Annotated in this window: 26 protein-coding genes; 16 read left to right on the top strand and 10 right to left on the bottom strand. The window is 59.8% G+C overall.

Annotated features, from left to right (window positions below; all coding sequences use genetic code 11):
• Positions 1–3 precede the first annotated feature (3 nt).
• From ACFWW4_RS02230 to ACFWW4_RS02195, 8 genes are all read left to right on the top strand, one after another.
• A complete protein-coding gene (locus tag ACFWW4_RS02230; RefSeq protein ID WP_411889368.1) occupies positions 4–975 on the top strand; it encodes a hypothetical protein in 972 nt (323 codons plus the stop codon).
• Positions 976–1,905, top strand: coding sequence for an AEC family transporter (locus ACFWW4_RS02225; protein ID WP_411889367.1), 930 nt, complete (start codon positions 976–978; stop codon positions 1,903–1,905).
• 39 nt (positions 1,906–1,944) lie between these two features.
• On the top strand, positions 1,945–2,775 hold the full coding sequence (gene fghA / locus ACFWW4_RS02220) for an S-formylglutathione hydrolase (RefSeq protein ID WP_411889366.1): 831 nt from the start codon (positions 1,945–1,947) through the stop codon (positions 2,773–2,775).
• A gap of 22 nt (positions 2,776–2,797) precedes the next feature.
• Positions 2,798–3,247, top strand: a complete 450-nt coding sequence (locus tag ACFWW4_RS02215) for a YaiI/YqxD family protein (protein ID WP_411889365.1) — start codon at positions 2,798–2,800, stop codon at positions 3,245–3,247.
• A 62-nt stretch (positions 3,248–3,309) separates the two neighbouring features.
• Positions 3,310–4,272 carry a DMT family transporter gene (locus ACFWW4_RS02210; RefSeq protein WP_411889364.1) on the top strand — a complete coding sequence of 321 codons (963 nt, stop codon included), beginning with the start codon at positions 3,310–3,312 and terminating at the stop codon, positions 4,270–4,272.
• A 25-nt stretch (positions 4,273–4,297) separates the two neighbouring features.
• On the top strand, positions 4,298–4,921 hold the full coding sequence (locus ACFWW4_RS02205) for an HAD family hydrolase (RefSeq protein ID WP_411889363.1): 624 nt from the start codon (positions 4,298–4,300) through the stop codon (positions 4,919–4,921).
• Positions 4,918–5,856 (top strand): ornithine cyclodeaminase family protein, encoded by a 939-nt coding sequence (locus ACFWW4_RS02200; protein ID WP_411889362.1) that lies wholly within the window; start codon positions 4,918–4,920, stop codon positions 5,854–5,856. Before ACFWW4_RS02205 ends, ACFWW4_RS02200 begins: the two co-directional genes overlap by 4 nt.
• Positions 5,853–6,776: an alpha/beta fold hydrolase gene (locus ACFWW4_RS02195; protein ID WP_411889361.1), complete on the top strand. Its 924-nt coding sequence runs from the start codon at positions 5,853–5,855 to the stop codon at positions 6,774–6,776. The genes ACFWW4_RS02200 and ACFWW4_RS02195 overlap by 4 nt, the downstream gene beginning before the upstream one ends.
• Before the next feature lie 157 nt (positions 6,777–6,933).
• Here the strand turns inward: ACFWW4_RS02195 and ACFWW4_RS02190 are convergent, their stop codons facing one another.
• The 3 genes from ACFWW4_RS02190 to ACFWW4_RS02180 all read right to left on the bottom strand — a co-directional run bounded on the left by ACFWW4_RS02190 (position 6,934) and on the right by ACFWW4_RS02180 (position 10,020).
• Positions 6,934–8,064 carry a GGDEF domain-containing protein gene (locus ACFWW4_RS02190; RefSeq protein WP_411889360.1) on the bottom strand — a complete coding sequence of 377 codons (1,131 nt, stop codon included), beginning with the start codon at positions 8,062–8,064 and terminating at the stop codon, positions 6,934–6,936.
• Positions 8,065–8,208: 144 nt separating this feature from the next.
• Positions 8,209–9,447 (bottom strand): MFS transporter, encoded by a 1,239-nt coding sequence (locus ACFWW4_RS02185; protein ID WP_411889359.1) that lies wholly within the window; start codon positions 9,445–9,447, stop codon positions 8,209–8,211.
• An 81-nt stretch (positions 9,448–9,528) separates the two neighbouring features.
• Positions 9,529–10,020, bottom strand: coding sequence for a hypothetical protein (locus ACFWW4_RS02180; RefSeq protein ID WP_411889358.1), 492 nt, complete (start codon positions 10,018–10,020; stop codon positions 9,529–9,531).
• Between the two features lie 49 nt (positions 10,021–10,069).
• Here ACFWW4_RS02180 and zapE point away from each other — a divergent pair, with 49 nt between their 5' ends.
• Both zapE and ACFWW4_RS02170 read left to right on the top strand, forming a co-directional pair.
• On the top strand, positions 10,070–11,122 hold the full coding sequence (gene zapE / locus ACFWW4_RS02175) for a cell division protein ZapE (RefSeq protein ID WP_411889357.1): 1,053 nt from the start codon (positions 10,070–10,072) through the stop codon (positions 11,120–11,122).
• 130 nt (positions 11,123–11,252) lie between these two features.
• Positions 11,253–12,131: a DUF2189 domain-containing protein gene (locus ACFWW4_RS02170; protein ID WP_411889356.1), complete on the top strand. Its 879-nt coding sequence runs from the start codon at positions 11,253–11,255 to the stop codon at positions 12,129–12,131.
• Here the strand turns inward: ACFWW4_RS02170 and ACFWW4_RS02165 are convergent.
• Positions 12,128–12,460, bottom strand: coding sequence for a hypothetical protein (locus ACFWW4_RS02165; RefSeq protein ID WP_411889355.1), 333 nt, complete (start codon positions 12,458–12,460; stop codon positions 12,128–12,130). The genes ACFWW4_RS02170 and ACFWW4_RS02165 overlap by 4 nt on opposite strands.
• A 528-nt stretch (positions 12,461–12,988) precedes the next feature.
• On the opposite strand from ACFWW4_RS02165, the gene ACFWW4_RS02160 reads away from it, so the two are divergent.
• Complete coding sequence (locus tag ACFWW4_RS02160; protein ID WP_411889354.1) at positions 12,989–13,702, top strand: DNA helicase; 714 nt, start codon at positions 12,989–12,991, stop codon at positions 13,700–13,702.
• Here ACFWW4_RS02160 and ACFWW4_RS02155 read toward each other — a convergent pair.
• The 6 genes from ACFWW4_RS02155 to ACFWW4_RS02130 are packed head-to-tail and all read right to left on the bottom strand — an operon-like array spanning position 13,680 to position 19,404.
• Positions 13,680–14,840, bottom strand: coding sequence for a trans-sulfuration enzyme family protein (locus tag ACFWW4_RS02155; RefSeq protein WP_411889353.1), 1,161 nt, complete (start codon positions 14,838–14,840; stop codon positions 13,680–13,682). The two genes, ACFWW4_RS02160 and ACFWW4_RS02155, sit on opposite strands and share 23 nt — an antisense overlap.
• Positions 14,841–14,849: 9 nt before the next feature.
• Positions 14,850–15,356, bottom strand: coding sequence for a hypothetical protein (locus ACFWW4_RS02150; protein ID WP_411889352.1), 507 nt, complete (start codon positions 15,354–15,356; stop codon positions 14,850–14,852).
• Positions 15,353–16,627: a bifunctional folylpolyglutamate synthase/dihydrofolate synthase gene (locus ACFWW4_RS02145; protein WP_411889351.1), complete on the bottom strand. Its 1,275-nt coding sequence runs from the start codon at positions 16,625–16,627 to the stop codon at positions 15,353–15,355. The genes ACFWW4_RS02150 and ACFWW4_RS02145 overlap by 4 nt, the downstream gene beginning before the upstream one ends.
• Positions 16,624–17,565, bottom strand: coding sequence for an acetyl-CoA carboxylase, carboxyltransferase subunit beta (gene accD, locus ACFWW4_RS02140; protein WP_393927975.1), 942 nt, complete (start codon positions 17,563–17,565; stop codon positions 16,624–16,626). The genes ACFWW4_RS02145 and accD overlap by 4 nt, the downstream gene beginning before the upstream one ends.
• 56 nt (positions 17,566–17,621) lie before the next feature.
• Entirely contained in the window at positions 17,622–18,482 is an 861-nt protein-coding gene (locus ACFWW4_RS02135; protein ID WP_411889350.1) for a lysostaphin resistance A-like protein, read from the bottom strand.
• A gap of 16 nt (positions 18,483–18,498) precedes the next feature.
• Positions 18,499–19,404: a type II CAAX prenyl endopeptidase Rce1 family protein gene (locus ACFWW4_RS02130; RefSeq protein WP_411889349.1), complete on the bottom strand. Its 906-nt coding sequence runs from the start codon at positions 19,402–19,404 to the stop codon at positions 18,499–18,501.
• 108 nt (positions 19,405–19,512) lie between these two features.
• Here ACFWW4_RS02130 and ilvD point away from each other — a divergent pair, with 108 nt between their 5' ends.
• The 5 genes from ilvD (at position 19,513) to ACFWW4_RS02105 (ending at position 23,714) form a co-directional block, all read left to right on the top strand.
• Complete coding sequence (gene ilvD / locus ACFWW4_RS02125) at positions 19,513–21,246, top strand: dihydroxy-acid dehydratase (RefSeq protein WP_411889348.1); 1,734 nt, start codon at positions 19,513–19,515, stop codon at positions 21,244–21,246.
• A 2-nt stretch (positions 21,247–21,248) separates the two neighbouring features.
• Positions 21,249–21,860 carry a dihydroxy-acid dehydratase gene (locus tag ACFWW4_RS02120; protein WP_411889347.1) on the top strand — a complete coding sequence of 204 codons (612 nt, stop codon included), beginning with the start codon at positions 21,249–21,251 and terminating at the stop codon, positions 21,858–21,860.
• Between the two features lie 66 nt (positions 21,861–21,926).
• Entirely contained in the window at positions 21,927–22,700 is a 774-nt protein-coding gene (locus ACFWW4_RS02115; RefSeq protein WP_411889346.1) for a DUF6478 family protein, read from the top strand.
• 21 nt (positions 22,701–22,721) lie between these two features.
• Entirely contained in the window at positions 22,722–23,087 is a 366-nt protein-coding gene (locus ACFWW4_RS02110) for a hypothetical protein (RefSeq protein ID WP_411889345.1), read from the top strand.
• Positions 23,088–23,222: 135 nt separating this feature from the next.
• Positions 23,223–23,714 carry a fasciclin domain-containing protein gene (locus tag ACFWW4_RS02105; protein ID WP_411889344.1) on the top strand — a complete coding sequence of 164 codons (492 nt, stop codon included), beginning with the start codon at positions 23,223–23,225 and terminating at the stop codon, positions 23,712–23,714.
• Positions 23,715–23,850 lie beyond the last annotated feature (136 nt).

Raw genomic sequence — 23,850 nt, 5'->3', positions numbered from 1 at the left:
GTCATGACGCAACCGCCCACCAGAGACCCTGCTGACGGGATCACCCGCACGGAACGGATTGCGGCGGGGCTGGCGTTGGGCTGGATTATTGCTGTGGGCTTGTTTTTCTGGCTCCTGCCACCGGCACGGCAACCCGGTGCAAGCTTTGACAGCCTGCGTTTCGTGCTGATACTCATCGCGATTTTCATGCCTGTGGCGATGATCTGGGTGGCTGCCGCCGCCGCCCGCTCTGCCCGGATCATGCGCGAGGAATCGTTTCGCGTGCAGTCTGCCATCGATGGGATGCGCCAGACCTATCTTGCGGAACGGGCCAAGGCCACACCAGAACCGGTGATGGAAAAGAAGCTGGACGAAATCGCCGAAGCGACCAAAAAGACCGAAAGCGCCATGTCGCGTTTCGCATCGCGGCGCGAGGTGTCGCGGATGATCGTGCCGCAACCTGCACCACAACCTGCGGACCAGCAAAACCTGCCGCTTGGCACTTCGGCCGAGGATATGGACCCGCCGCTGGAACGGCCCGACCTGATCCGCGCGTTGAACTTTCCCGACGACGAAAACGACCGTGACGGGTTTGCCGCCCTGCGCCGGGCCTTGCGCGACCGCAACGCGCGCAAACTGGTGCAGGCCAGCCAGGACGTGCTGACGCTCTTGTCGCAGGACGGCATCTATATGGATGACATGCGCCCCGATCCGGCCAGCGCCAGCCTTTGGCGCCGCTTTGCCAAGGGTGAGCGCGGGCCGACAATGGAAACGCTGGGCGCAATCCGGGATCGGGCGGCCATCGCGCTGACCACCGGCCGGATGCGCGAAGACGCGATTTTCCGGGATACAGTTCACCATTTCCTGCGCAAATTCGATCAGATGCTGGTCACCTTCGAAGACCGCGCCACTGATACCGACATGCTCGAACTGGCCGAAACGCGAACCGCGCGCGCCTTCATGCTGCTCGGGCGGGCGACGGGCACGTTCGACTAGATGTGGGACATCTTTCTTAAGACACTGCCATTCTTCATGCTGATCGGGGTTGGTTACGGGGCCGGGCGCACCCGGTTCTTTACGCCAGAGGCTACGGCCTATCTGACCAAATTCGTCTTTTACTTTGCCCTGTCGGCGATGCTGTTCCGGTTTTCGGCCAACCTGTCGCTGGCGGACATACTGAACTGGCCCTTTGTCTTCGCCTATCTGGCGGGGACCGGCGCGGTCTATATCGTTGCCACCATCGTCGCGATGCGGCGTGGTGCGCGTGTGGCCGAAGCCGCGGTCGAGGCGCAATGCGCTGTCATCGGCAATGTGGGTTTTCTGGGTATCCCGATGCTGGCGCTGCTTCTTGGCGAACGGGCCGTCGGGCCGATCATGCTGGTGCTGGCGGTGGACCTGATCGTCTTTGGCAGCCTGATCGTGATCCTGATCACCGGGTCGCGTGACGGGCGGATGTCACCGAAAATTCTGGTGACTGTTGCCCTCGGGCTGATCAAGAACCCGATGATCGTATCCATCGTGCTGGGGCTGATCGTATCGGCCAATGCCATCCCGATCCCGGTTCCTATCAACGAATTCCTGACCATCCTTGGCGGGGCGGCGACACCCGGCGCGCTCTTCGCCATTGGCGCATCACTTGCCAGCAAATCGGCCGAACGGGTGATCGTTGCAGGCTGGCTTTCGGTCTGCAAACTGGTCCTGCACCCGGCTGCGGTCGCCATCGCGGCGCTTTTTGTCTTTGACATTGATCCCTATGCAGCGGGCGTGATGATTGCCGCCGCGGCTCTGCCAGTGGCAGGCAACGTCTATATCATCGCCCAGCATTACGGGGTCGCCCCCGCCCGCGTCTCCGCCGCCATCCTGTTTTCGACCATGGCCAGCGTGCTGACGGTTTCGGCGGTCATTGCCTGGGTGACAAGTTTCTGAAGCTGCGATAGGCCTGACAGCAAACGAGTAGGATTTGAGATGGAAACGATTTCTGAAAACCGGTGCTTTGGCGGCACGCAGGGCGTTTACAAACACGCCTCGACCACCTGCAAATGCGACATGACCTTTGCTGTGTTCCTACCCGCCGAGGCGGCGCATGGCCCGGTGCCGGTCCTGTGGTTTCTGTCCGGGCTGACCTGTACGCATGAAAACGCGATGACCAAGGCCGGTGCGCAGAACTGGGCCGCCGAACAGGGGATCGCATTGGTCTTTCCTGACACCTCGCCGCGCGGTGATGGCGTGGCCGATGATGACGCTTATGATCTGGGCCAAGGGGCGGGGTTCTATGTCAACGCGACGCAGGACCCCTGGGCGCCGCATTTCCAGATGTGGGACTATATCACCGCCGAATTGCCCAAGGTGCTGGGAGAGAACTTCGCACTCGATATGGAAAGCCAGTCGATCATGGGGCATTCCATGGGCGGACATGGGGCGCTGACCATGGCCATGTCACTGCCCGGACGTTTCCGGTCTGTGTCTGCTTTGGCGCCCATCTGCCATCCGACAGCCAGCGATTGGGGCCGCAAACAGTTCACCGCCTATCTGGGGGCGGACGAAGAGGCCTGGAAACCCCATGACGCCACCCTGCTGATGCGCGACAAAGGGTTCGCCGGGCCGATGCTGATCGACACCGGCACGGATGATCAGTTTGGCGATCTGCTGGGCACGGAACATCTGGCCACCGCCATCGCCACCCGCCGCCAATACGCTCATATCCGGCTGCAGGACGGGTATGACCATTCTTATTTCTTCATCTCGACCTTCATGGAAGATCACGTCGCCTTCCATGCAGAGGCGCTTTATCAGTGATCGTCGCACCGAAGGAGCGCACATGATCTATGTCGATGCCGATGCCTGCCCGGTCAAGGCCGAGGTCGAACGGGTCGGCACCCGGCATAAACTCAAGATGTTTGTCGTCTCAAATGGGGGCATCCGCCCATCGCAAAACCCGTTTGTCGAAACGGTTGTTGTCCCCGACGGCCCGGACGTGGCCGATATGTGGATCGCCGACCGGGCCACCAAGGGTGACGTGGTAATTACCGGCGATATCCCCCTCGCCGCGCGCTGTATCGAAAACGGAGCGCTGGTGCTGAAACATAATGGTGAGGCACTGACCGAGAAAAATATCGGCAACGTGCTGGCCACCCGTGATCTGATGACCGATATGCGCGCCGCCGACCCGTTCCGGCAAGGTGGGGGCAAGCCGTTCAGCAAGGCCGACCGGGCGCGGTTCCTTGATGCGCTGGAACGGATGGTGCGGCAGGCCGCGCGACCCGCCTGATCTGCCGCGATCTGTGCGAAACAGCATGGACACCGGTCGCCCTTGCTGCGACCACTGGCGATATGATCCGCACGGCCAACATATCCCCGGCGAAACTCGGCGCGTTATGCGCGGCGATCTCGGTCATTTTCTTTTCCATCAACGATGTGGCGATCAAGTTTCTCAGCGGCGGCTATGCCCTGCATCAGGTCGTGCTGATCCGGTCGGTTATCGGACTGATCCTGATCATGGTGTTGATCGCCCCGCTGACCGACGGCTGGGCCATCGCCCGCACGAAGCGGCTGAAAATGCATATGCTGCGCGGGCTCTGCGTGGTTTTCGCCAATATGACTTTCTTTCTGGGGCTGGCGGCGATGGAACTGGCCGATGCGGTCGCGATCTTTTTCATCAGCCCGCTGGTCATCACCGTCTTTTCTGTGATCTTTCTCGGCGAAACGGTCGGTTCCCGGCGCTGGGCAGCGATCGCCGTCGGATTTATTGGCGTTCTGATCATGATGCGTCCCGGCACAGACGCGTTTCAACTGGCGTCGCTGCTGCCATTGGCGGCGGCCTTCTGTTATGCTGGCATCCACGTCATCACCCGCCGGATCGGCGGCACGGAAAGTGCGGCGACGATGGCGTTCTACATCCAGATCATGTTCATCATCGTCTGTCTTGCCATGGGGCTGGCCGTCGGTGACGGTCGGTTTGGGGATCAGTCTGACCCGTCGCTGGCGTTTCTTTTGCGGGCGTGGGACTGGCCGCTGCCCGCCGACTACCCCGTCTTTCTGATCATCGGCACCGGGATCGCCATCGGGGGCTACCTGATCAGCCAGGCTTATCGGGTGACCGAGGCGTCCTTTGTCGCGCCGTTTGAATATCTCGCCCTGCCCATGTCGGTGATCTGGGGGATGTTGTTCTTTGACGAATATCCCGTGGCGCTCGACTATATCGGCATGGCGCTGATCCTCGGGGCTGGCCTGTTCACCATCTGGCGCGGGGCGCAGACAAAATCCCCCGGTTTACAGCGGCCTTTGCGCCGCTAAGCTGATGGCCGAGCAGGAGACACCCATGCAGCAAGTCAATGCCGTCGTTTTCGATATCGGCAATGTGCTGATCAAATGGCAGCCCGAAGGGTTTTATGACCGTGTCATCGGGTCTGACCGCCGTAAGGCGCTGTTTGACGCCGTTGACCTGCTGGGCGTGAATGATGGTGTGGACCGGGGCGATGATTTTCACACCGTCTTCCATGCGCTTGCCGATCAGCACCCGGACTGGCGCGCCGAAATCCTGATGTGGCATGACCGCTGGATCGAAATTGCCAGCCCGGCCATTGATCATTCGGTTCGGCTGTTGCGGACACTACGTCAGGCAGGTGTGCCTGTCTTTGCCCTGTCGAATTTCGGGGTTGAGACATTTGAGATCGCGGCGCGCCACTATCCGTTCTTCACTGAATTCGACCGCCGCTACATCTCGGGTCATTTGAAGGTGATGAAACCGGAAGTTGCAATCTACCAGATGCTTGAGGACGATTGCGGGCTTGACCCCCAAACGCTTCTTTTCACCGATGACCGGATCAACAACATCAATGTTGCCGCTGATCGCGGTTGGCAAACCCATCTCTTCGATGGCCCGCAAGGTTGGGCGAACCGGCTTGTCGATGCCGGTCTTTTGACGAAAGAGGCAGCACAATGACCGTGATGATCCCCTTTGCTGAGGGCGAGGCCAATCTGGACTGGATCGCCCTGACCGATGCGCTGGCCGTCGGGCATGACGGACCAAAAGCGGATGTAGCGGACGTGTTCCTTTATGAGGGCGACAATACTCTGCTCAACCGCTCTGCCTGGATCGCGGGCATGGGGCTTTTGGTGAAATGCGCGACAATCTTTCCCGGCAACAAGGCGCAGGGCAAACCGGCGATCGGGGGCGCGGTGAACCTGTTTTCGGGTGTTGATGGCACGCTCGAGGCGATCCTTGATTTTCATCTGGTGACCAAGTGGAAAACTGCGGGTGACAGCCTGCTGGCTGCCCGCCGTCTGGCCCGGCCTGACAGTCGCAACATCCTGATCGTGGGTGCCGGCACCGTCGGCCATTCGCTCCACGCGGCTTACAGCGCGGCTTTCCCGGAGTCGCGTTTCACCATCTGGAACCGGTCCGTCGAAGGGGCCAGGGCATTTTGCGACACCCATCCGGATGTAACTGCAGCCGATAATCTGGAAACAGCCGTGCGCGGGGCGGATATTGTGACGGCCGCTACCATGTCGACCGAACCGCTGATCAAGGGGGCGTGGCTGCAGCCAGGCCAGCATATTGACCTGATCGGCGCCTATCGCCCTGATATGCGCGAAGTCGACGATGCCGCCCTGCAAAAGGCACAGGTTTTTGTCGATAGCCGCGGGACGACCATCGATCATATCGGAGAGCTGAAAATCCCCATTGCATCAGGGGCGTTTGCCGCAAATGATGTGATCGCTGACTACTATCAGCCCGATCGGTTCCGTCGGAAAAATGACACAGACATCACACTGTTCAAGAACGGTGGCGGCGCGCATCTTGATTTGATGACCAGCCGGTACATACTCGACGCCTGGCAAGGGCAGGGGAGCGACCCGGGAAGGAAAAACAGTTGATCTGGTATGTGGTTATCATTGCAGCAATTGTCGTTGTCGCAGCGTTGCCCTTTGTAATCGAAAGGTTACGGCCTGCTGTGGGGGCAACCGCACGGCATGGGGCAGATGGTGATTTTGCCCAGCTATCGCAGGGGGTGACCCATTATCGCTGGGTGGGTCCCGTCCGCGGCCCCGTGGCTGTGTTGATCCACGGGCTCGCCTCGCCCTCTGTCGCGATGGAAGAGGTGGCCGAAGGCTTGGCTACGATGGGCTATCGTGTCCTGATGTATGATCTTTATGGGCGCGGTTTGTCCGATGCGGTGCCCGGCGCGCAGGATCGGGCGTTTTTCCTGCGGCAGTTGACCGACCTTCTGGTGCATCAGAACGCGGATGAGGAACTGACCTTGGTCGGCTATTCCATGGGCGGCTCTATCGCCACGGCCTTTGCCGCCGAAAACACGCATCAGGTCAAGCGGCTGATCCTGCTGGCCAGTGCCGGGGTCCAGACCAAGGAAAGCGGGTTTGCCCGGTTTTGCCGCACCACCCCGATCCTCGGTGACTGGGTGCATGCGATGTTCGCCAAACGACGGATCATGAATGCCATTCCCAAAAATACCCGCCGCCCGTCAGTACAAAAGGTGCTGATGGCCCAGCGGCAGGAATTGCACAGGCGCGGTTATCTGCCCGCGATCCTGTCAAGCCGGCGGGGCATGCTGGCCGAAAATCACGAGGCCGAACACCGCAAGCTGGGGCGTGAGGACGTGCCGGTTGTGGCGATCTGGGCAGAGCGGGATCAGGTGATCCCGATCTCGGCCCTTGGGGTGCTGGCGCAATGGAACCGGGCAGCACGACAGGAAGTCGTGGACGAGGCCGAACACGCACTGCCTTACAGCCATGATGAACAGTTGATCACCGCACTGAAAACCGCATTGCGTGACTAGGGCGGTTTACCTGTCATATATCAGAAATTGGTTGACCGCTCACATCGCTTCAGTGTCGTTCGTCCTTTCATGGAACGCCCTGATACAGGCTTCCCCGCGAAACGGGGGCGTCGCCCATAGGTGGGCGTACGCTGTGTTGGCTGCCACCGCCGCCATCTCACGCGGCGACCTGTGTGCGGATCCGCGGTTTGGTCAGCGGACCCTGTTTCTTTTCAAAGGCCAGACAGTTGCGGCCGTGTTCCTTGGCGCGGTACAGCGCCTCGTCCGCAGAAAAGCGCAATTCGTTGAACCCCGGTTTACCTGGCACCCAGGTGCAGCCCACACTGACGGACACGTCGATATCCACACCATCGGCCATCACAGGTTCGGCGGCTACTGATTCCTGGCAACGGCTGGCCACCGCATGGGCCTGCTCCGCGCTCAGATGGTTCAGGACAATCACGAACTCATCACCGCTCATCCGGGCAAAGATGTCATCGGGGCGCAGGCAGGCCGACATGCGTGCCGAAATCTCCACCAGCACCTTGTCGCCGCGCAAATGACCGTGGGTGTCGTTGATCGTCTTGAAATGATCGACATCGATGCACAACATGGCCGCCCCTTGCGACGGGTCCTTCACCCGCGGCACCTTGCCATAGTTGCTCACCGCAGCGTCGCGGTTCATCAGCCCGGTCAGCGAGTCGGTGGATGCAGCAGACCGCAGCGTGTCCCGTTCGGTGATGAAGGCGCGCTCTCTGCCGATCAATGTGCTGAGCAGGAATGCCCCGAGCACATCAGCGATAAACAGTGTTGGTGCGACGGCACCAAAAAACACGTCCCGAACGGATGCCGGCAGGAGTAATCCGGCGACCAGATGTGCTGAAATCGCAAGGCCAAGCGCGACATAGGCCACCATGTCGTTCTTGATGCGAATACGTATCCAGCGCGCCCAGATCAGCCCCATGCCAGCAGCGATCATCAGGGCGAGCAACCCCAGATACATCCCGTCGCCACCAATCATGACCCGGGTCACTCCGGCGGCGAGCAAGGCAATCGCACCGCCGATCAGGCCGAAATAAGCTGCAGCCAGCCCGACAAACAGATTGCGCATATCCACAATGACACCATCCGCAATCTCAATCGGGGCGGACATGGCGGCGATGGCGCAGATGCCAAAAATGCCGCCCATCACGATATTGACAGTTCTTTCAGATCGCGCCGACCGGCTGAAAAAGCTGTAGGCATAGACCATCAGCAACGCCAGACCCAAAGGTTCAACAAACAGCATGATCTTTTCAAGAAATGGCATCGCGTCGGATCCTCTACAACCTGTGCGTGCCAATAGAAACCATCACGGTAAATGGATTGTTTATAACGCCAGCGACCGCCTTAATTGTTCCATCCGATGTTCCAAAACTTTGCCGAAAATTTTACAGAAACCGGAGCCGTGACGTCAGGCTACCTGTGGCGTCACCCGCCGCTCCCGGATCGGCAAATGCACGATTGCGCTGAACGCGCCGACACCCACACCGACCCACCAGACATGGGTATAGGTGCCATAGATATCGTAGAGTGCGCCGCCCAGCCACACACCCAGAAACGACCCCAGCTGATGCGAAAAGAAGATGATGCCGTAAAGCGTGCCCATATAGCGCAACCCGTAAAGATGTGCGACCAGACCGGATGTCAGTGGGACGGTCGCCAGCCAGAGGCTGCCCATCGCAACCGAAAACAGGATCACCGTGCCGGGCGTGATCGGCGTCAGAATAAACGCCGCCGCAACAATTGTCCGCGCGGTGTAAATACCGGCCAGTAGATACTTCTTAGAATATCGTTTGCCCGCCCAACCTGCAGCCAGCGTGCCCCCGATATTGGCCAATCCGATCAGCGAAATCGCCACGGCCCCCAAGGCACTTGTCGTTGAAATACCCATGCCTGCCAGAATGCCACCCTGGTCAATCGGCCCGCACATCTCGGTCACCAGCGCCGGGAAATGGGCCGTGATGAACGCCAGTTGATAGCCGCAGGAAAAGAAACCAAGGAAAATCAGCGTATAGGATGGATCCTTGAAGGCCCGGATCAGGATCGTGCCCATGCTTTCCTCAAGCTCGGCCTTGCTGGCCTGCGCCGGGCTGCGCATCATTGGCAGGACCAGCAGCGTGGACATGATCAGCCCGGCAAAGGCGACAAAGGTCATCTGCCAAGTCATGAAGGTCAGCAGATATTCCGCCAGGGGCGCACCAAACACCTGCCCGGCAGACCCGGCTGCGGTAGCCACGGCCAATGCCATCGACCGGTTTTCATCGGATGCGGCCCGGCCCACAACAGCCAAAATCACGCCAAACCCGGTTCCCGCAATCCCGAACCCGACCAGAACCTCGTATAGCTGATGCGCCAGAGGCGTTGTGGCTCCGGCCGACAACAACAGCCCGGCGGCATACATGACGGCCCCGATGATAATCGCCTTCCTGTCCCCGATCTTTTCCGCAATCGCCCCGAATATCGGCTGGCCGATCCCCCAGGCCAGGTTCTGGATCGCAATCGCCAGGCTGAAATCACTGCGCAGCCAGTCAAATTCCTCGGCAATCGGAATCTGGAACACCCCGAACGACGCCCGGATGGCAAAACCGGTCATGATGATAATACAACCGGCGATCAGAACCGGGGTGATCAAAGGGGCGCGATGTTCCATGGGCACAATTGGGAACGCTGCAGGCACATTGTCAATTGGCCCGTTGTGATGCGCCTCTTCACCAAGTGTGATGAAACGGCCTCAGCCCGCGAATGGCGCCGCGGTCCAGCCATAGACCCGCTCGACCACCTGTGAGGCGCCAACCATCTCATCCCGGGTCATCAGCAGCTGCCCGCCGGACTTTTCATAAAACGCGCAGGCGCGGTCATTTCCCTCCAGTACACAGGCGGTGAAAGGGCGTCCATCAGGGCCAAACGCTGCTTCTAACAATGGGCGGCCCAGACCATAGCCGTCGCGGATCAGATACATCGCATACAACTCTTCGGGGTATCCTCGTTCACGCCACATATCCTCGCGCTGCGGCCCGATGTGGGCAAAGCCCTTATCCTCAATCAGCCAGACCCGGCCATGCTCTTTCGACAAAACACGCGCCCAAAGGAACTGACGTTTTTCAAACGTGCGCACGGCAATCTCGGCTGCGGGCAGCAGATCGGGATAGGCCTCTTGCCAGGCCTGCACATGGACACGCGCCAGCATACTGACGTCGTCGATGGTTGCAGGTCGCGGTGTCATCAATTCATCCTGACTTTCCAACGCAGTTCCCCCACGCTATCCAAGCGTGATGACAGTGCAAGAGGCATATGAAGCCGCCGTCAAAGACGGCACGTTAAACAGTGACCCCGCCCAGATCGCGGTCCTGCCGGAGCTTGAGCGGGTCCGGTCCGGTCTGGCAGAACCGGTCAAAAAGGGGCTGTTCCGCAAGGCCCCGCCGCCGGTGCCCGGCCTTTACATGTGGGGCGGGGTGGGGCGCGGCAAATCCATGCTGATGGACCTGCTTTACGATCACGTCACGGCCCCCAAACAGCGCCGACATTTCCACGCCTTCATGCAATGGGTCCACAGCGAAATGACCGAAGCGCGCAAGCGCGGGGTCGATGACGCCATCGCCCCTGTTGCCGCCAAACTGGCGGGTGAGGTCCGGTTTCTGGCTTTCGACGAAATGCAGATCAGCGATATCACCGACGCCATGCTCGTCGGGCGCCTGTTCGAGGCGCTGTTCGACGCAGGTGTGACAGTGGTGACAACGTCAAACCGGCCCCCGGATGACCTTTACAAGGACGGGCTGAACCGGCAACTGTTCCTGCCTTTCATCGACCTTCTGAAACACCATATGGTCGTGCATGAACTGACCAGCGATACGGATTACCGGCAGGACCGGCTGGCAGGAACGCCCACCTATTTCACGCCCATAGACGGCGAGGCTGCCACCGCCATCGCGCAAATCTGGCATGATCTTAGCGGCGGACAATGCGAACCACTGGTGCTGCATGTCAAAGGGCGGCAGGTCGAACTGCCCCAATTCCATAACGGGGTGGCACGGGCGAAGTTCTTTGATCTTTGCGGCAAACCGCTGGGGGCGGCGGATTACCTTGCGCTGGCCGATGCGGTGCGGGTGCTGATCCTCGAAGACATCCCCGCGCTCTCGCGCAATAACTTCAACGAAGCCAAACGCTTTGTCACCTTGATCGACGCGCTTTACGAGGCCAAGGTGCAACTGATCTGCAGTGCCGCCGCCAAGCCCGAGATGCTCTACGTCGAAGGTGAAGGCACGTTTGAATTCGAACGCACCGCCAGCCGGTTGCGCGAAATGCAGTCTGATGGCTGGGGCAAATAACGCCGGTCCCGACACACGTCTTCACATCAGCTTGACCTGAGACGACAGAAACCGGTTTTTCTGATACGCTACACCTATACGGCTGTTCCCACTCACGGACCTTTGTATTGGTCGAAAAGGAGTAAGCGTCATGGTTGATACCATCGGAAATCCGGCATCATGGTTTGTGCAGGCGATCAGGCGGCGGTCTCTCTATCTCAAGGAAGGCGCGGCAGAGCTTGGCGGCGAAGCCGCAGCACCTATTGAACTCAGGGATCTGCAAATCGCTGATCTGAAGATCGCCCTGCGCAAGGGTTATGAGGATTTTGTCGCCCTGCGGACCGATGTGATGTTCATCGTCCTCATCTACCCGATTGTGGGTCTTGTCCTGACCCTTTTTGCCGTCAACCGCGAGATGTTGCCGCTCTTGTTCCCCCTCATCGCAGGTTTCGCCCTGATCGGGCCGGTCGCCGCCATCGGCCTTTATGAAATGAGCCGGAAACGCGAACGCGACGGCCAGGCAAGCTGGCGCGATGCATTCAGCGTGATGCAGTCGCCATCATTCGTGCCCATTCTGGTGCTCGGTTTTTATCTGGCTGCACTTTTCATCACCTGGATGATCGTTGCCTTCACGCTCTACGGCGTTACGCTCGGGCCGGAGCCGCCGCAATCGGCGCTTGGGTTCTTCAACGATGTGCTGACCACAGGTCCCGGCTGGACCATGTTGGTGGCAGGCGTGGCGATCGGGGCAGTTTTTGCACTGGTGGTCCTGGCGATCAGTTTGGTGTCGTTTCCCATGCTGATCGATCGGCAGGTGGGTATTCCAAAGGCTGTGGTGACATCGGTCAAGATCACCCGCAAAAACCCCGTTGTCGTGGCCGTCTGGGGCCTGATCGTTGTGGCGCTGCTCGGATTGGGTGTTCTGACACTGTTTGTCGGCATGATCATCGCCTTGCCAGTGCTGGGCCACGCGACATGGCACCTGTATCGGCAAGCGGTTGTGCCGGCAGACCGGGCAGCAACAACCTAACGACCGCCCCGCACCCGAAGCGGCAAAAGCAGCTCCGGAACACCGAAAAGCATCAGGATGCCCTGCAACACTGCCAACGCGCCCACAACCTGCAGCACGCGCCACATCCAGCGGGACCGGCCCATCATCTGATCGCTGCGCATTTCGCCGCTTTTGGGGTCATAACGACCGGACACAATATCACCGGGCTGATGCGGCTTGGGGCTGAACCAGGTCGATCCGGTATATTCCGGGCGCGGACGGTCGGTGGTCTGCAGACCGAAAACGGGGCGATAGGACCGTTTGCCGTCCGTGTCGCGGCGTTCGTCCACCTGAAGAACAATCAGCATCGCAGGTTGTGAATTTTCCAGAAACCGGGAAGACGAGGCGGTCAGAAACCAACCGACAAGCAGGAACAGCGCGCCAACGAAGATATATTTAAAGGCCGTCCACCATATGCGTGTACCGATACCCCAGAAACAAGAAGACAGGCGTAACGCCTGCCCACTCGCCCTGCCAAGACTGCTCTGTTACGCCTTTTTGCCCGCGGCGCTTCGTTATCGGCGAATCTATCCCGGTAAGTGATTCGGCGTCAATCCCATGATTCGCGAATCGGCAAAAAGAAGGCTGGCCATCGGCCCCAGCCAAATCCTCGATGAGGATTTGCAAACAGACTTTCCGCGAAAGTCTGACGTCCCCGCCGTGACTTGCTTAGCCGTCGCATTGGCTTAAACTAAATCTCAGGTCGCCGATCCCGGCCTACCCCCTTCATCACGGGGCAGCACGCAACCTGCAGGATCAGTTTCATCGCATCAGCCTTTCGGGCATCGCACATAAGAAGGGATTGTGATCGAACGCCCGTGATGGAAGGTTCTGACATGAAGCTCTCTGCCCCGATCCCCGTTCTCAAACGCCGCGCTAAGGCACTTGCTCGCGATATCGGCATTTCCCACAATCAGGCGCTTGATCAGATCGCCCGCCAGGAAGGTTTCCAAAGCTGGAGCCTGCTTTCCGCCCGCGCTGGCCAGTTCTGTGCCGGTCTGTTCGGTCAATTGGTGGCGGGCGATTTTGTTCTGCTTGGCGCCCGACCGGGGCAGGGTAAAACCCTGCTGGGTCTGCGCACATTGCTTGACGCTATCGCAACAGGGCAGCGCGGCTATTTCTTCACCTTGGAATATACATCAGCGCAGGTCCTAGAACGTATCAGACAGATCGGTGCAAACCCGACGCAAGTCGGGCCGCAGTTTATTCTGGACACGTCTGATGGCATCAGCGCGGCCCACATTGTCGCTCAGACCCGAAGAGCACCAACCGGGTCCTGTATCGTGGTTGATTACCTGCAACTTCTGGACCAGCGACGCGAAAACCCACCATTGGCCGATCAGATCACCACCCTGCGCGATCATGCGCAGACGCGGAGTTTGATGATTATCATGATTTCGCAGATCGACCGGTCCTATGATTTATCGACAAAAACCGTTCCGGATATCAGTGACGTGCGCCTCCCCAATCCGATTGATATGGGGCTATTCACAAAAGCCTGCTTTCTGCACGAGGGCGAGGTTGTAATCAGCTCGCATTCGTCCGGCTGAGCGCCTGTTCCAGATCATAGATCAGATCATCCGCATCCTCGATCCCGATGGACAGACGCAATAGGCGCGGATGCACGGGGAATCCCTCACCTGATACCGTCTTGCGATGTTCGATCAGGCTTTCCACCCCGCCCAGCGATGTGGCGGGGTAAAACACTTCGCAATACCGGCAGACATCGATGGCGGTCTGTTCCGACCCTTTCACGATGATCGACATCATGCCGCCGAACTGTCCATCGGTCTGTTTCTTGGCCACCGCATGACCAGGGTCTGATGGCAGGCCCGGATACAGCACCGCCTCGATCTGTGGATGCCCGTCGAAATGGGTCGCGACAGCCATCGCGTTTTTGCAGGCCTTCTCGACCCGCAGAAACAGTGTCCGCATCCCCCGGATCAGCAACCAGGCATCAAAGGATTGCAGCACCGTGCCCTGCAGCTTGCGGATCAGCGCGATATCATCCCAGAAATTACCTGTCTGGCGCACCGACAGCACACCGGCGGTGACATCGGAATGCCCGCCCAGATATTTGGTGGCGGAATGAAACGAAAAGTCCGCCCCGAAATCCAAGGCGCGGGTCATGCAGGGGGGTGTGCCCGTACAATCTGTCATCAGCTTGGCGCCAGCGGCATGGGCAATCTCGGCGGCGGCGGCAATATCCGTCACTTCCCAATTGGGGTTGTTTGGGGTCTCGACCCAAACCAACGCGGTCTCACCCGGGCGGACAGCGGCGGCCATTTCATCCAGATTGCCGGCGGTATAGTCGCTCAGGCTGATGCGCCCTTTGGCGGCGGCACTTTGCAGCTGGGCCAGCACCCCGTGATACATCACCTTGGGCGCCACCACATGGGCCCCGGTCAGCAGATGGTCGATCACCGCCGTACAGGCCGACATGCCCGATGAAAACAGCAGGGACTCTTTCGCCCCTTCCAGTTCCGCAATCACAGCTTCTGCCTGTGCGGTCGTCTGGCTGCCATCGCGGCGATACCAATAGGGTCGGCGCACTTGATAGTCTTCATCCCGCGCATAGGTGGCCGCAGGCTGGATCGCCGGGGTCACCGCACCTGTGCCATCTTCGACAAAATGCAGCGCCTGCGCGATGCGGGTATGCAGCGATAGTTTGCGGTTACTGTCTGGCATCAGATGTTCCTAACTGACGGGGGCATAGACCCGGCACAGCGGATCAACGGGGATCGGGCTGACCAGAAACGGGGTTTCGGGGGGCATCCCGCTTTCCTCGATCCAGACGCCGTTCAGGCAGAAATCCTGCGCAAAGTTCCCCAGATTGAAACCAAAGCCGGGATTGCCACAATCATCGGCATTGCCGTTAGCATTCCACGCCTGACTGACGCCCAGGCCAATTTCGCCGGGGGTCATGAACGCATTGCGGGCCGGGTTGAAAAACAAGGTCCAGCTGTCAGTCGCATCCCGCGTGGCCATATCCCATTTGCCGAGCAATGTGCCCTCTTGATAGCCCGCGATCTTGAACCGGGTGACATCAGCCTCTGTCACGACAGGCTTGTTCAGCGCGCTGGGCTCGATCGTCATTTGACCGGTCATGGTGTAGTCATTGGCCCCCTTCCAGCAGAAATAGAAATCCGCCGCCTGCGCGTTGGTGGCAAAAAGGGCCAGTGCCGTCGTCAATCCGCGTATCATGTCGTGTTCTCTCGCATCACATGCCCCGCAAGATACAGCGATCCGCAGATCAGAATACGGGCATTTGGCGACTTTTTGGTGATCGCCGTGATGGCATCCTGCACAGATGAGGCCGTGGTCGCCGCCAAGCCAACGCTTGCCGCGACCTCTGCCGTCTTCTCCGCCGGGATCGTATTTGCCTCACCGGGGATGGATACCGCGTGCAGGCTGTCGGCCATCGCGGCCAGCGGGGCCATATAGCCTGCGATATCCTTGGTGTTCAGCATACCGCAGATCAGATGGATCGGGCGTTTGGGTTGCTCCTTCAGGGTCGCGGCCAGCGCATGGCCCGCCGCCGGGTTATGGCCACCATCCAGCCAGAGCTCTGCCGGGGCGGCCAGATCGACCAGCGGACCCTTGGTCAGCCGCTCCATCCGGGCGGGCCAATAGGCACCGGTGACGGCGGCCTCGCATGCCACCTCGTCCTGGCCCAAGATGCGTAAGGCGGCAATCGCAGCACCTGCATTCAGGATCTGATGGGGGCCGGGCAGGTTCGGCAAAGGAAGGTCCAACAATCCACGCTCGTCCTGATAAACCAATCGCCCGCGCTCGGTCGTGACATGCCAATGCTGCCCATAGGCCAGCAGCGGCGCACCCAATCGCGTCGCCTGCTGTTCGATCACGTCAAGCGCTGCATCATGCTGCGGACCAACAACGCAAGGCACCCCGCGCTTGATGATCCCGGCCTTTTCACCGGCAATCTCCGGCAAGGTCTCGCCCAGATATTGCTGGTGGTCCAGATCAACAGGTGTGATCACCGTCAGGGCTGGCTTGGCCACCACATTGGTTGCGTCCAACCGGCCCCCCAATCCGACCTCAAGCAGGGTATAATCCGCCGGTGCCTCGGCAAAGGCCAGCAAGCCTGCCACCGTGGTGATCTCGAAATAGGTGATCGGCTCCCCGCCATTGGCCGCATAACAGCGGTCCAGCACCTCGGTCAGGGCGTCTTCGGAAATCAATTCACCCGCCAGTCGGATACGCTCGTGAAACCGCGCCAGATGGGGGGAGGTATATGCATGCACCCTGGCGCCGGACTGTTCCAGCCCGGCGCGGATCATCGCCTGTGTCGATCCCTTGCCATTGGTCCCCGCGACATGGATGACGGGGGGGAGGCGGTCCTGCGGATTGCCAACAGCTGCCAACAGCCGCCACACCCGATCCAGCACCAGATCCATGACCTTGGGATGCAAGGCCATCATCCGTTCAAGAATAACGTCCGATTGTGCGGTCACTTGGCCTTTTCCGGCGGCAGCGGGTCTTCCAGTTGCAAGGTCGCTTCCGATGTAATCTCGGGCGGCGGTAAATCACCTTTCACAGGGGCATCCTGCTTCATCAGCAAACGGACGATCGTCACCAACTCGTCCTTGAGGTTGGTGCGCTTGGTCACCCGGTCCAGCATCCCGTGATCCAGCAGGTATTCAGCGCGCTGGAACCCTTCAGGCAGCTTTTCACCGATGGTCTGTTCGATGACGCGGGCACCGGCAAAACCGATCAGGGCATTGGGTTCGGCAATCTGCACGTCACCCAGCATGGCATAGGATGCGGTCACACCGCCCGTCGTTGGATGGGTCAGCACCACCACATAAGGCAGACCTGCCTCTTTCAGCATTTGCACGGCAATGGTCGTGCGCGGCATCTGCATCAGGCCCAGAATGCCCTCCTGCATGCGGGCGCCACCGGCGGCGGAAAACAGGATCAACGGACGCTTCAGCTTAATCGCCCGCTCGGCTGCGGCCACAATGGCGTTGCCGACATACATCGACATCGACCCGCCCATAAAGGAAAAGTCCTGCACGGCGACGACCACAGGTGTGCGGCCCATCTCGCCTTCGGCGACCAACATAGCATCCTTTTCGCCCGTCTTGCGGCGCGCCTCCTTGATCCGGTCGGTATAGCGTTTCTGATCCCGGAAATGCAGCGGATCAACTACCGGCTCAGGCACCTCGACCTCAACAAAAACGCCGCCATCAAAGATTGACCGCAGCCGGTCGCGGGCGCCAATGGCCATATGGTGATCGCAATTGGTGCAGACGTTCAGATTGTCGGCCAGTTCGCGGTGAAACAGCATTGTGCCGCAGGCGTCACACTTGGTCCACAGGTTCTCGGGCACTTCGCGGCGCGAAAACAGGGAGTTGATCGTGGGGCGAACGTAGTTGGTGATCCAGTTCATGGGGCGGCCTTTTGCGTTAACGGGTTTGAGATATGCCGCGACGGGCGCAATTGCAATCAGGGACGCAAGCGGTGGCGCAGTATCCGCCAACAGACAACCGAGGCCAGAAAATCCAGAACAAACAGGAAAACCGGCGTATCCGCCGCCGCATAAGGGGCCACGGCCCAGGCAAAATCCGACATCGCATCCTGCGGGCTGACGAAAGCAAACAGGATCAGGTTATTGGCAAAATGCCAGCCACAGGCAGCGCCCAGATTACCGGTCACCCGCACCAGATCGGCCCACATCAGCGCATAGACAAAGATGATCGCAATCACCGGCCATGTCAGCGCACCCATCGTGGCGGGATCATAGTGCAGCAGCGCAAATGCCGCCTGCGGAACCAGCAGCCAGACCCAGGGCGACTGAAAACGGGCGGCCATCTGCTGCATCAGATAGCCGCGAAACACGAATTCTTCGGCACTTGTCTGGATCAAGGTCAGCACGATCACCAAAGGCAGCAGGATCAACACATTGCCAAGGCTGCGCTGAAACACGGCATCAAACGGCACGGACCAGATCACCAATAGAACCGCCTGCACGGCGAAAACAACAACCACCGCCACGCCAAAATGGCGAAAGGCTGGGCGCAGGGGGCCAATAACCGTGCCGAAACTGCGGCCATGCAGCCATTTGACAGCGGCCCAGACACCCAGCGTGGCACCACTGAACGTGGCCAGCAGAAACCCCAGCGACGCTGCCCCGCTTTCAGGGTCAAACTCGTCCAGAAAGCTCAGCGTTCCAAGCGCGGCCGCCACAACGCCTATGTAAACCGCCGCGATCAGCACGAAACCCAAGATAATACGCCACACCGCAGGCTTACGCCGCGCAGGGGCGATAAACCGCTCGAAAGGCTCTGCAAAGACCGTCTGGCGCATGCTCTTCCCTTTCGCTTCAGCGACGCAACGCGATCCGGGCGGCAAGCCACATGATCAGCACCGTCAAAAATATCATGATGAGGGTGCAGACAACCCAGATCACCGCAAATTCGGCAATAAACGCGCTGACTTCCTCAGGATCACGATATTCGAACAAGACCAAGGCAAAGCCCGAATGCGGCCGGTTCTCAATCCCGAAGAACATGATCGCAAAGAAGTTCGTTGTCAGATGCAGACCAATCGCAGCGCCCAGTGTGCCGGTGCGAGCGGTCAGGTCTGCGCAGACGACGCCCAGCAATGTCGCCCAGACGACATAGACAAACCCTTCCAATGGGGTATTGCCGTTCCAGTAATGCCAGATACCAAACAAAAGCGACGGAATGCCCATCCATACCCAGCGGTTCAGTGACAGGCAGGCCAATTGCTGCTGCAGATAACCCCGAAACACCATTTCTTCCGTGGTGACCTGGATCAGCAATGCGATCAGGGCGAATGGCAGCAAAAGAAACCAGCTGATCAGGGGCCGTATTTCCACAATCATACCTGCGCCGCCCCATGGCACCACGATCTGTATCACAAACAGGATGGCGATCAGGGCGACCGCGACGCGGCGCAGGTCAAACCACGCGGCATCGGTCGGACCGATCAGGGACCAGAACCCGCGCCCATGCATCCGCCGCAGCGTCCACAGAAAGGCGAACGCCGGGATGGCGAACATGGCGAACTGTAACCATGTGCCAAACGCAGTGCGCCCTTCTTCAAACGCGATCTGCCCGGACAGCGGCAGGACAGTCATGATCAGGGCTGGCGTGACCAGAAAGGCGCCGACAAAGACGGCACTGACCAGAATGACATATCGCAGATCGGTCACGCCGGCTGCGGGGCGGGCAAATTGGGTCAAGGGGCCGTAAGGGTCAGACATGACGGCCAACATGGGGCCCCGATGCGCCGCAGGCAACCACAGTTCCGCCTTGCGTCACGAGGGGCCACTATTTAGACCCGTTTCCAACAGTTTCCGGGAGAAGATCAGATGCTCAAAGGCAAGGCCGACAAAACAAATCTACCCAGCCGCCACGTGACCCAGGGGCCCGCGCGGGCACCGCACCGGTCCTATTACTACGCCATGGGTCTGGATGAAGAGGACATCGCCCAGCCATTTATCGGCGTCGCCACCTGCTGGAATGAGGCCGCACCCTGTAACATCTCGCTCAACCGTCAGGCGCAGGCGGTCAAACTGGGGGTCAAGGCCGCCAGCGGCACGCCGCGCGAATTCACCACCATCACCGTCACCGATGGCATCGCCATGGGGCACGAGGGGATGCGCTCCTCGCTCGCCTCGCGCGACGCGATTGCGGACACCGTTGAACTGACCATGCGCGGCCATTGCTACGACGCTATCGTGGGCCTTGCGGGCTGCGACAAATCCCTGCCGGGCATGATGATGGCCATGGTCCGTCTGAACACACCATCGGTGTTCATGTATGGCGGGTCGATCATGCCGGGCCGGTTTGAAGGGCGCGACGTGACCGTGCAGGACGTGTTCGAGGCCGTGGGCCGCCATCAGGCGGGCGCTAATTCTGACGAAGAATTGCGCGCCTTGGAAAAAGTGGCCTGCCCTTCTGCCGGGGCCTGCGGTGGCCAGTTTACCGCCAACACCATGGCCTGCGTTTCCGAGGCGATCGGCCTTGCACTTATGAACTCAGCCGGTGCACCGGCCCCCTACGAAAGCCGCGACCAGTACGCGCAGGCCAGCGGTGAAGCGGTCATGAACCTGCTTGAGAAAAACATCCGCGCTCGCGATATCGTCACCCGCAAATCGCTGGAAAACGCCGCCCGCATCGTGGCCTGCACCGGCGGGTCCACCAATGCGGGCCTGCACCTGCCTGCCATCGCGCATGAAGCTGGAATTGATTTCGACCTCTTTGACGTCTGCGACATCTTCCATGACACGCCCTATTTCGTCGATCTGAAACCGGGCGGACAATTTGTGGCCAAGGACCTGTATGAGGTCGGCGGCGTGCCTGTCGTGATGAAGGAACTGCGCAAGGCAGGGCTTATTCACGAGGATTGCATGACAGCCTCTGGCCGGACCATGGGCGAAGAGCTTGACCTGATCGAAGGCGAGGCGGATGGCAAGGTGATCTACCCAGCCGCCAACCCGATCACCAAAACCGGCGGCGTTGTGGGCCTCAAGGGCAACCTCGCCCCCGAAGGTGCCATCGTGAAAGTGGCGGGCATGTCCGAGGGTGAACAGGTCTTCACCGGCCCCGCCCGTGTGTTCGAATGCGAAGAAGACGCGTTCGAGGCGGTCAAGGCGCGCGGCTACAAGGAAGGCGAAGTGCTGGTCATCCGCAACGAAGGGCCATCCGGTGGACCAGGGATGCGGGAAATGCTGGCAACCACAGCGGCCCTGTCCGGTCAGGGGATGGGTAAGAAGGTCGCGCTGATCACTGACGGCCGGTTCTCCGGCGCGACCCGCGGCTTCTGCGTGGGCCATGTCGGGCCAGAGGCGGCGCATGCCGGGCCCATCGGGCTTTTGCAAGATGGCGATGTAATCACCATCAACGCCATCACAGGGGAACTGACCGTCGATCTGACCGACGAAGAACTGAACACCCGCAAGGACAACTGGAAAGGGCCGCGCGAGACGATCTATGCCTCCGGCGCGCTCTGGAAATATGCGCAGCTTGTGGGCGGTGCGCGTCTGGGGGCGGTGACCCATCCCGGCGCCAAGCACGAAAAACACATCTATATGGATCTCTGATCTTGCGGATTATTGTTTTGGGCGCGCTAGGCGGTCTGGCGATCACCGCCTGCACGCCAACAGTGACACCGGTAAAGTCGCTTGCGCTTGTCGAAGGCGGGATCACGGCAAACGCACCCGCAGGCTATTGCGTGGACCCGTCAGCCAGCAAACCCGCTGATGGGTTCGCCGTGATGTCATCATGCGCATCGCTCGGGGCGGGGGACAGGGTGCCGGACGTGCTTGGGGTGGCGACGGTTCAGGTCGGCCCACCGGACAGCGGCACCGTCATCGGATCGGAAGAGGCGTTGCTGGCTCTTCTACAGTCAGACGCGGGGGCTGTTCTTCTCAGCGCAGATGGGAATAAGGACAGAGTAAGGGTACTGGAAGCGGTGACAGGCGAAAACACCGTGACCGTGCATTTCAGTGACAATGGTGAACCGCCAATGACCGGTTTGCAGGGCGAAGAATGGCGCGCCTTCACCGATATTGACGGGCGGCTGGTGACAGTCGCTGTGCGTGGGCTGGCCACGGCACCGCTGCGGGACGGGACTGGGAACTGGCTCCTTAACCTTGTAGTCAACGGGCTACTTGCAACCGGTGGTAGCGCGCCGGATGAAACATCGACGCTATAGATTGTTTCATTCTTTACAGGTGTTTGACACAATCGGCACCAGATCGGGACGGGACAAAGGATATTCATGGCGTTCAACCCCAATGGGATTATCGGCAAGTTCCTGCATCAGCGCGCCTTGGCGCGGTGGACGGCTGCGGCACGGTCTGCCCCTACCGCTGACATCGCGATACTGCGGACCCATCGCCAGCAGGCGCGGCAGTTGCGGACGCCACTGCAGGAACTGACCTATATCGCTGATACTCGGCTGGCGCTGCCCCGGATCGGATCGAATACATTTGCGCGCCCTGCAGGCACCGACTGGTCCTGGCGGCCGCAATTGTGGCGGGGTGCGTTACCCAAACGAGGGATCGCACCAGCCCTGAGCAAGTCCCGCCTCGGGCCGGATCTGACGATCTTCCACGATTGCGGAACCAGTGAAATCTCGCTCCGGCAGGTGCGTAATGCGCGGGATCACGATCTTGCAGCCTTTGGGGTCACGCTTGAGGTGTTTCGCTTTGACGGGACTTTCCTGTCGCTTGTTCTGGACCTGCCTACCGGGGTTTGCGCCGGTCTGAAAAAGCAGCACCTGATCCAGCTGGCCGCCACGATAGACCGGGAAAAACCCATCAGGATACTGGCCCGCTTGAACGTAAAAAATGGACCAAACACCGAACAAATCCTGCTCACACTGCCCGATGACGACGCTGAAACAGCCGTCGAATTCGACCTCGCCTATAGCCAGCTCAATGAAAAACGGGCAGAGCGGATGTGGATCGACCTGATGTTCGAAGATCCGCAGATGAACAAGATCACCCTGCGCGACCTGAACGTCTGCAGATATCCCCGCGCCGAGATGTAAGCAGCAAAAAAGGGCCCGCCGATGACCAAAATGACGCTGACCAAAACGCGCCTTTTCGCTGGGGTTTGGGAAGGGGAACTGACCGGGGCAGGGGCGGATCAACCCGACCTGCAGGTCACCCATCTTGGTGAAACCATCGACGGGGTCACGCTCACCCATGATGCGGATCAGGACATTTGGCATGTCAGCATTCCGATCCCGGCGCGGCTGATCAGTGACGGGGTGCAGACTTTCATCATCAGCGACAAGCAGGGCAATGTGCTCGACAGTTTCATGCTGCTCTCGGGCGAGGCGCTGGCCGAAGATATCAGGGCCGAGGTCGCGTTGCTGCGCAATGAACTGGACATGTTGAAACAGTCATTCCGGCGGCACTGCAACGAAGGCTGACGGGTGCGCCATTACGTCGCCCGGCCCGCTTCGGATCAAAATATTCCGCCAGATCAATAGATTGTCAGAAGCACAACCATCCTGCCATGCGCCCCGTAACAAACTCGTTAACAGGGACTTGAAAGGATTTTCCCCATGAATCGTCGTTTTGCATTGAAGTCAGCCATCCTTGCCGCAGGTGTCGCCGTTGTCGCCGCCTGTACGCCTATGATGGAAAAAGAACCTGACATCGTCGACATCGCCTCCTCCAACGGTAACTTCAACACGCTGGTCGCCGCCGTTTCCGCCGCTGGTCTGGTTGAGACACTCAAGGGCGATGGCCCCTTCACCGTCTTCGCGCCTACAGATGCTGCCTTTGCCGCATTGCCAGCCGGCACCGTCGACACCCTGCTGCTGCCTGAAAACAAGGATCAGCTGGTCGCGATCCTGACCTATCACGTCGTGCCGGGTGCGGTGACATCCGACCAACTCGCCGGTCAGCGGCTCAGCGTCGCGACCGTGAACGGGGCGGACGTACATATCGATGGTCGCAATGGCGTAAAAGTCGAAAACGCCAACGTGACCACCGCGGACATCATCGCCTCCAACGGCGTGATCCACGTAATCGACAGCGTCCTGCTGCCGTAACACGGCGTCCTGCGAAAGAGCAGTGACAAACGGCCCTGCCGCGCAAACTCACTTGGCGCGGCGGGGTTTTTTGTTCGAAATGAGCCCAAACAGCTTTATGCTGCGCAGCAGACCAACACCTGCAATGCAAAGTCCA

Origin of the sequence: Yoonia sp. SDW83-1, assembly GCF_046762885.1 — a bacterium.
Taxonomy (GTDB): Bacteria; Pseudomonadota; Alphaproteobacteria; order Rhodobacterales; family Rhodobacteraceae; genus Yoonia.
This window is presented reverse-complemented; position numbering and strand designations above follow the sequence as displayed.

Excerpts from the sequence above, each read along its gene's own strand:
- ACFWW4_RS02160 (WP_411889354.1), top strand. The coding sequence starts at position 12,989 with ATGAAGCTCTCTGCCCCGATCCCCGTTCTCAAACGCCGCGCTAAGGCA.
- ACFWW4_RS02210 (WP_411889364.1), top strand. The coding sequence starts at position 3,310 with ATGATCCGCACGGCCAACATATCCCCGGCGAAACTCGGCGCGTTATGC.
- zapE (WP_411889357.1), top strand. The coding sequence starts at position 10,070 with ATGACAGTGCAAGAGGCATATGAAGCCGCCGTCAAAGACGGCACGTTA.
- ACFWW4_RS02110 (WP_411889345.1), top strand. The coding sequence starts at position 22,722 with ATGACCAAAATGACGCTGACCAAAACGCGCCTTTTCGCTGGGGTTTGG.
- ACFWW4_RS02165 (WP_411889355.1), bottom strand. The coding sequence starts at position 12,460 with ATGCTGATTGTTCTTCAGGTGGACGAACGCCGCGACACGGACGGCAAA.
- ACFWW4_RS02130 (WP_411889349.1), bottom strand. The coding sequence starts at position 19,404 with ATGTCTGACCCTTACGGCCCCTTGACCCAATTTGCCCGCCCCGCAGCC.
- ACFWW4_RS02105 (WP_411889344.1), top strand. The coding sequence starts at position 23,223 with ATGAATCGTCGTTTTGCATTGAAGTCAGCCATCCTTGCCGCAGGTGTC.
- ACFWW4_RS02185 (WP_411889359.1), bottom strand. The coding sequence starts at position 9,447 with ATGGAACATCGCGCCCCTTTGATCACCCCGGTTCTGATCGCCGGTTGT.
- ACFWW4_RS02200 (WP_411889362.1), top strand. The coding sequence starts at position 4,918 with ATGACCGTGATGATCCCCTTTGCTGAGGGCGAGGCCAATCTGGACTGG.
- ACFWW4_RS02215 (WP_411889365.1), top strand. The coding sequence starts at position 2,798 with ATGATCTATGTCGATGCCGATGCCTGCCCGGTCAAGGCCGAGGTCGAA.
- ACFWW4_RS02135 (WP_411889350.1), bottom strand. The coding sequence starts at position 18,482 with ATGCGCCAGACGGTCTTTGCAGAGCCTTTCGAGCGGTTTATCGCCCCT.
- ACFWW4_RS02170 (WP_411889356.1), top strand. The coding sequence starts at position 11,253 with ATGGTTGATACCATCGGAAATCCGGCATCATGGTTTGTGCAGGCGATC.
- ilvD (WP_411889348.1), top strand. The coding sequence starts at position 19,513 with ATGCTCAAAGGCAAGGCCGACAAAACAAATCTACCCAGCCGCCACGTG.
- ACFWW4_RS02150 (WP_411889352.1), bottom strand. The coding sequence starts at position 15,356 with ATGATACGCGGATTGACGACGGCACTGGCCCTTTTTGCCACCAACGCG.
- ACFWW4_RS02205 (WP_411889363.1), top strand. The coding sequence starts at position 4,298 with ATGCAGCAAGTCAATGCCGTCGTTTTCGATATCGGCAATGTGCTGATC.
- ACFWW4_RS02180 (WP_411889358.1), bottom strand. The coding sequence starts at position 10,020 with ATGACACCGCGACCTGCAACCATCGACGACGTCAGTATGCTGGCGCGT.
- ACFWW4_RS02115 (WP_411889346.1), top strand. The coding sequence starts at position 21,927 with ATGGCGTTCAACCCCAATGGGATTATCGGCAAGTTCCTGCATCAGCGC.
- ACFWW4_RS02225 (WP_411889367.1), top strand. The coding sequence starts at position 976 with ATGTGGGACATCTTTCTTAAGACACTGCCATTCTTCATGCTGATCGGG.
- ACFWW4_RS02155 (WP_411889353.1), bottom strand. The coding sequence starts at position 14,840 with ATGCCAGACAGTAACCGCAAACTATCGCTGCATACCCGCATCGCGCAG.
- ACFWW4_RS02190 (WP_411889360.1), bottom strand. The coding sequence starts at position 8,064 with ATGCCATTTCTTGAAAAGATCATGCTGTTTGTTGAACCTTTGGGTCTG.
- accD (WP_393927975.1), bottom strand. The coding sequence starts at position 17,565 with ATGAACTGGATCACCAACTACGTTCGCCCCACGATCAACTCCCTGTTT.
- ACFWW4_RS02230 (WP_411889368.1), top strand. The coding sequence starts at position 4 with ATGACGCAACCGCCCACCAGAGACCCTGCTGACGGGATCACCCGCACG.
- fghA (WP_411889366.1), top strand. The coding sequence starts at position 1,945 with ATGGAAACGATTTCTGAAAACCGGTGCTTTGGCGGCACGCAGGGCGTT.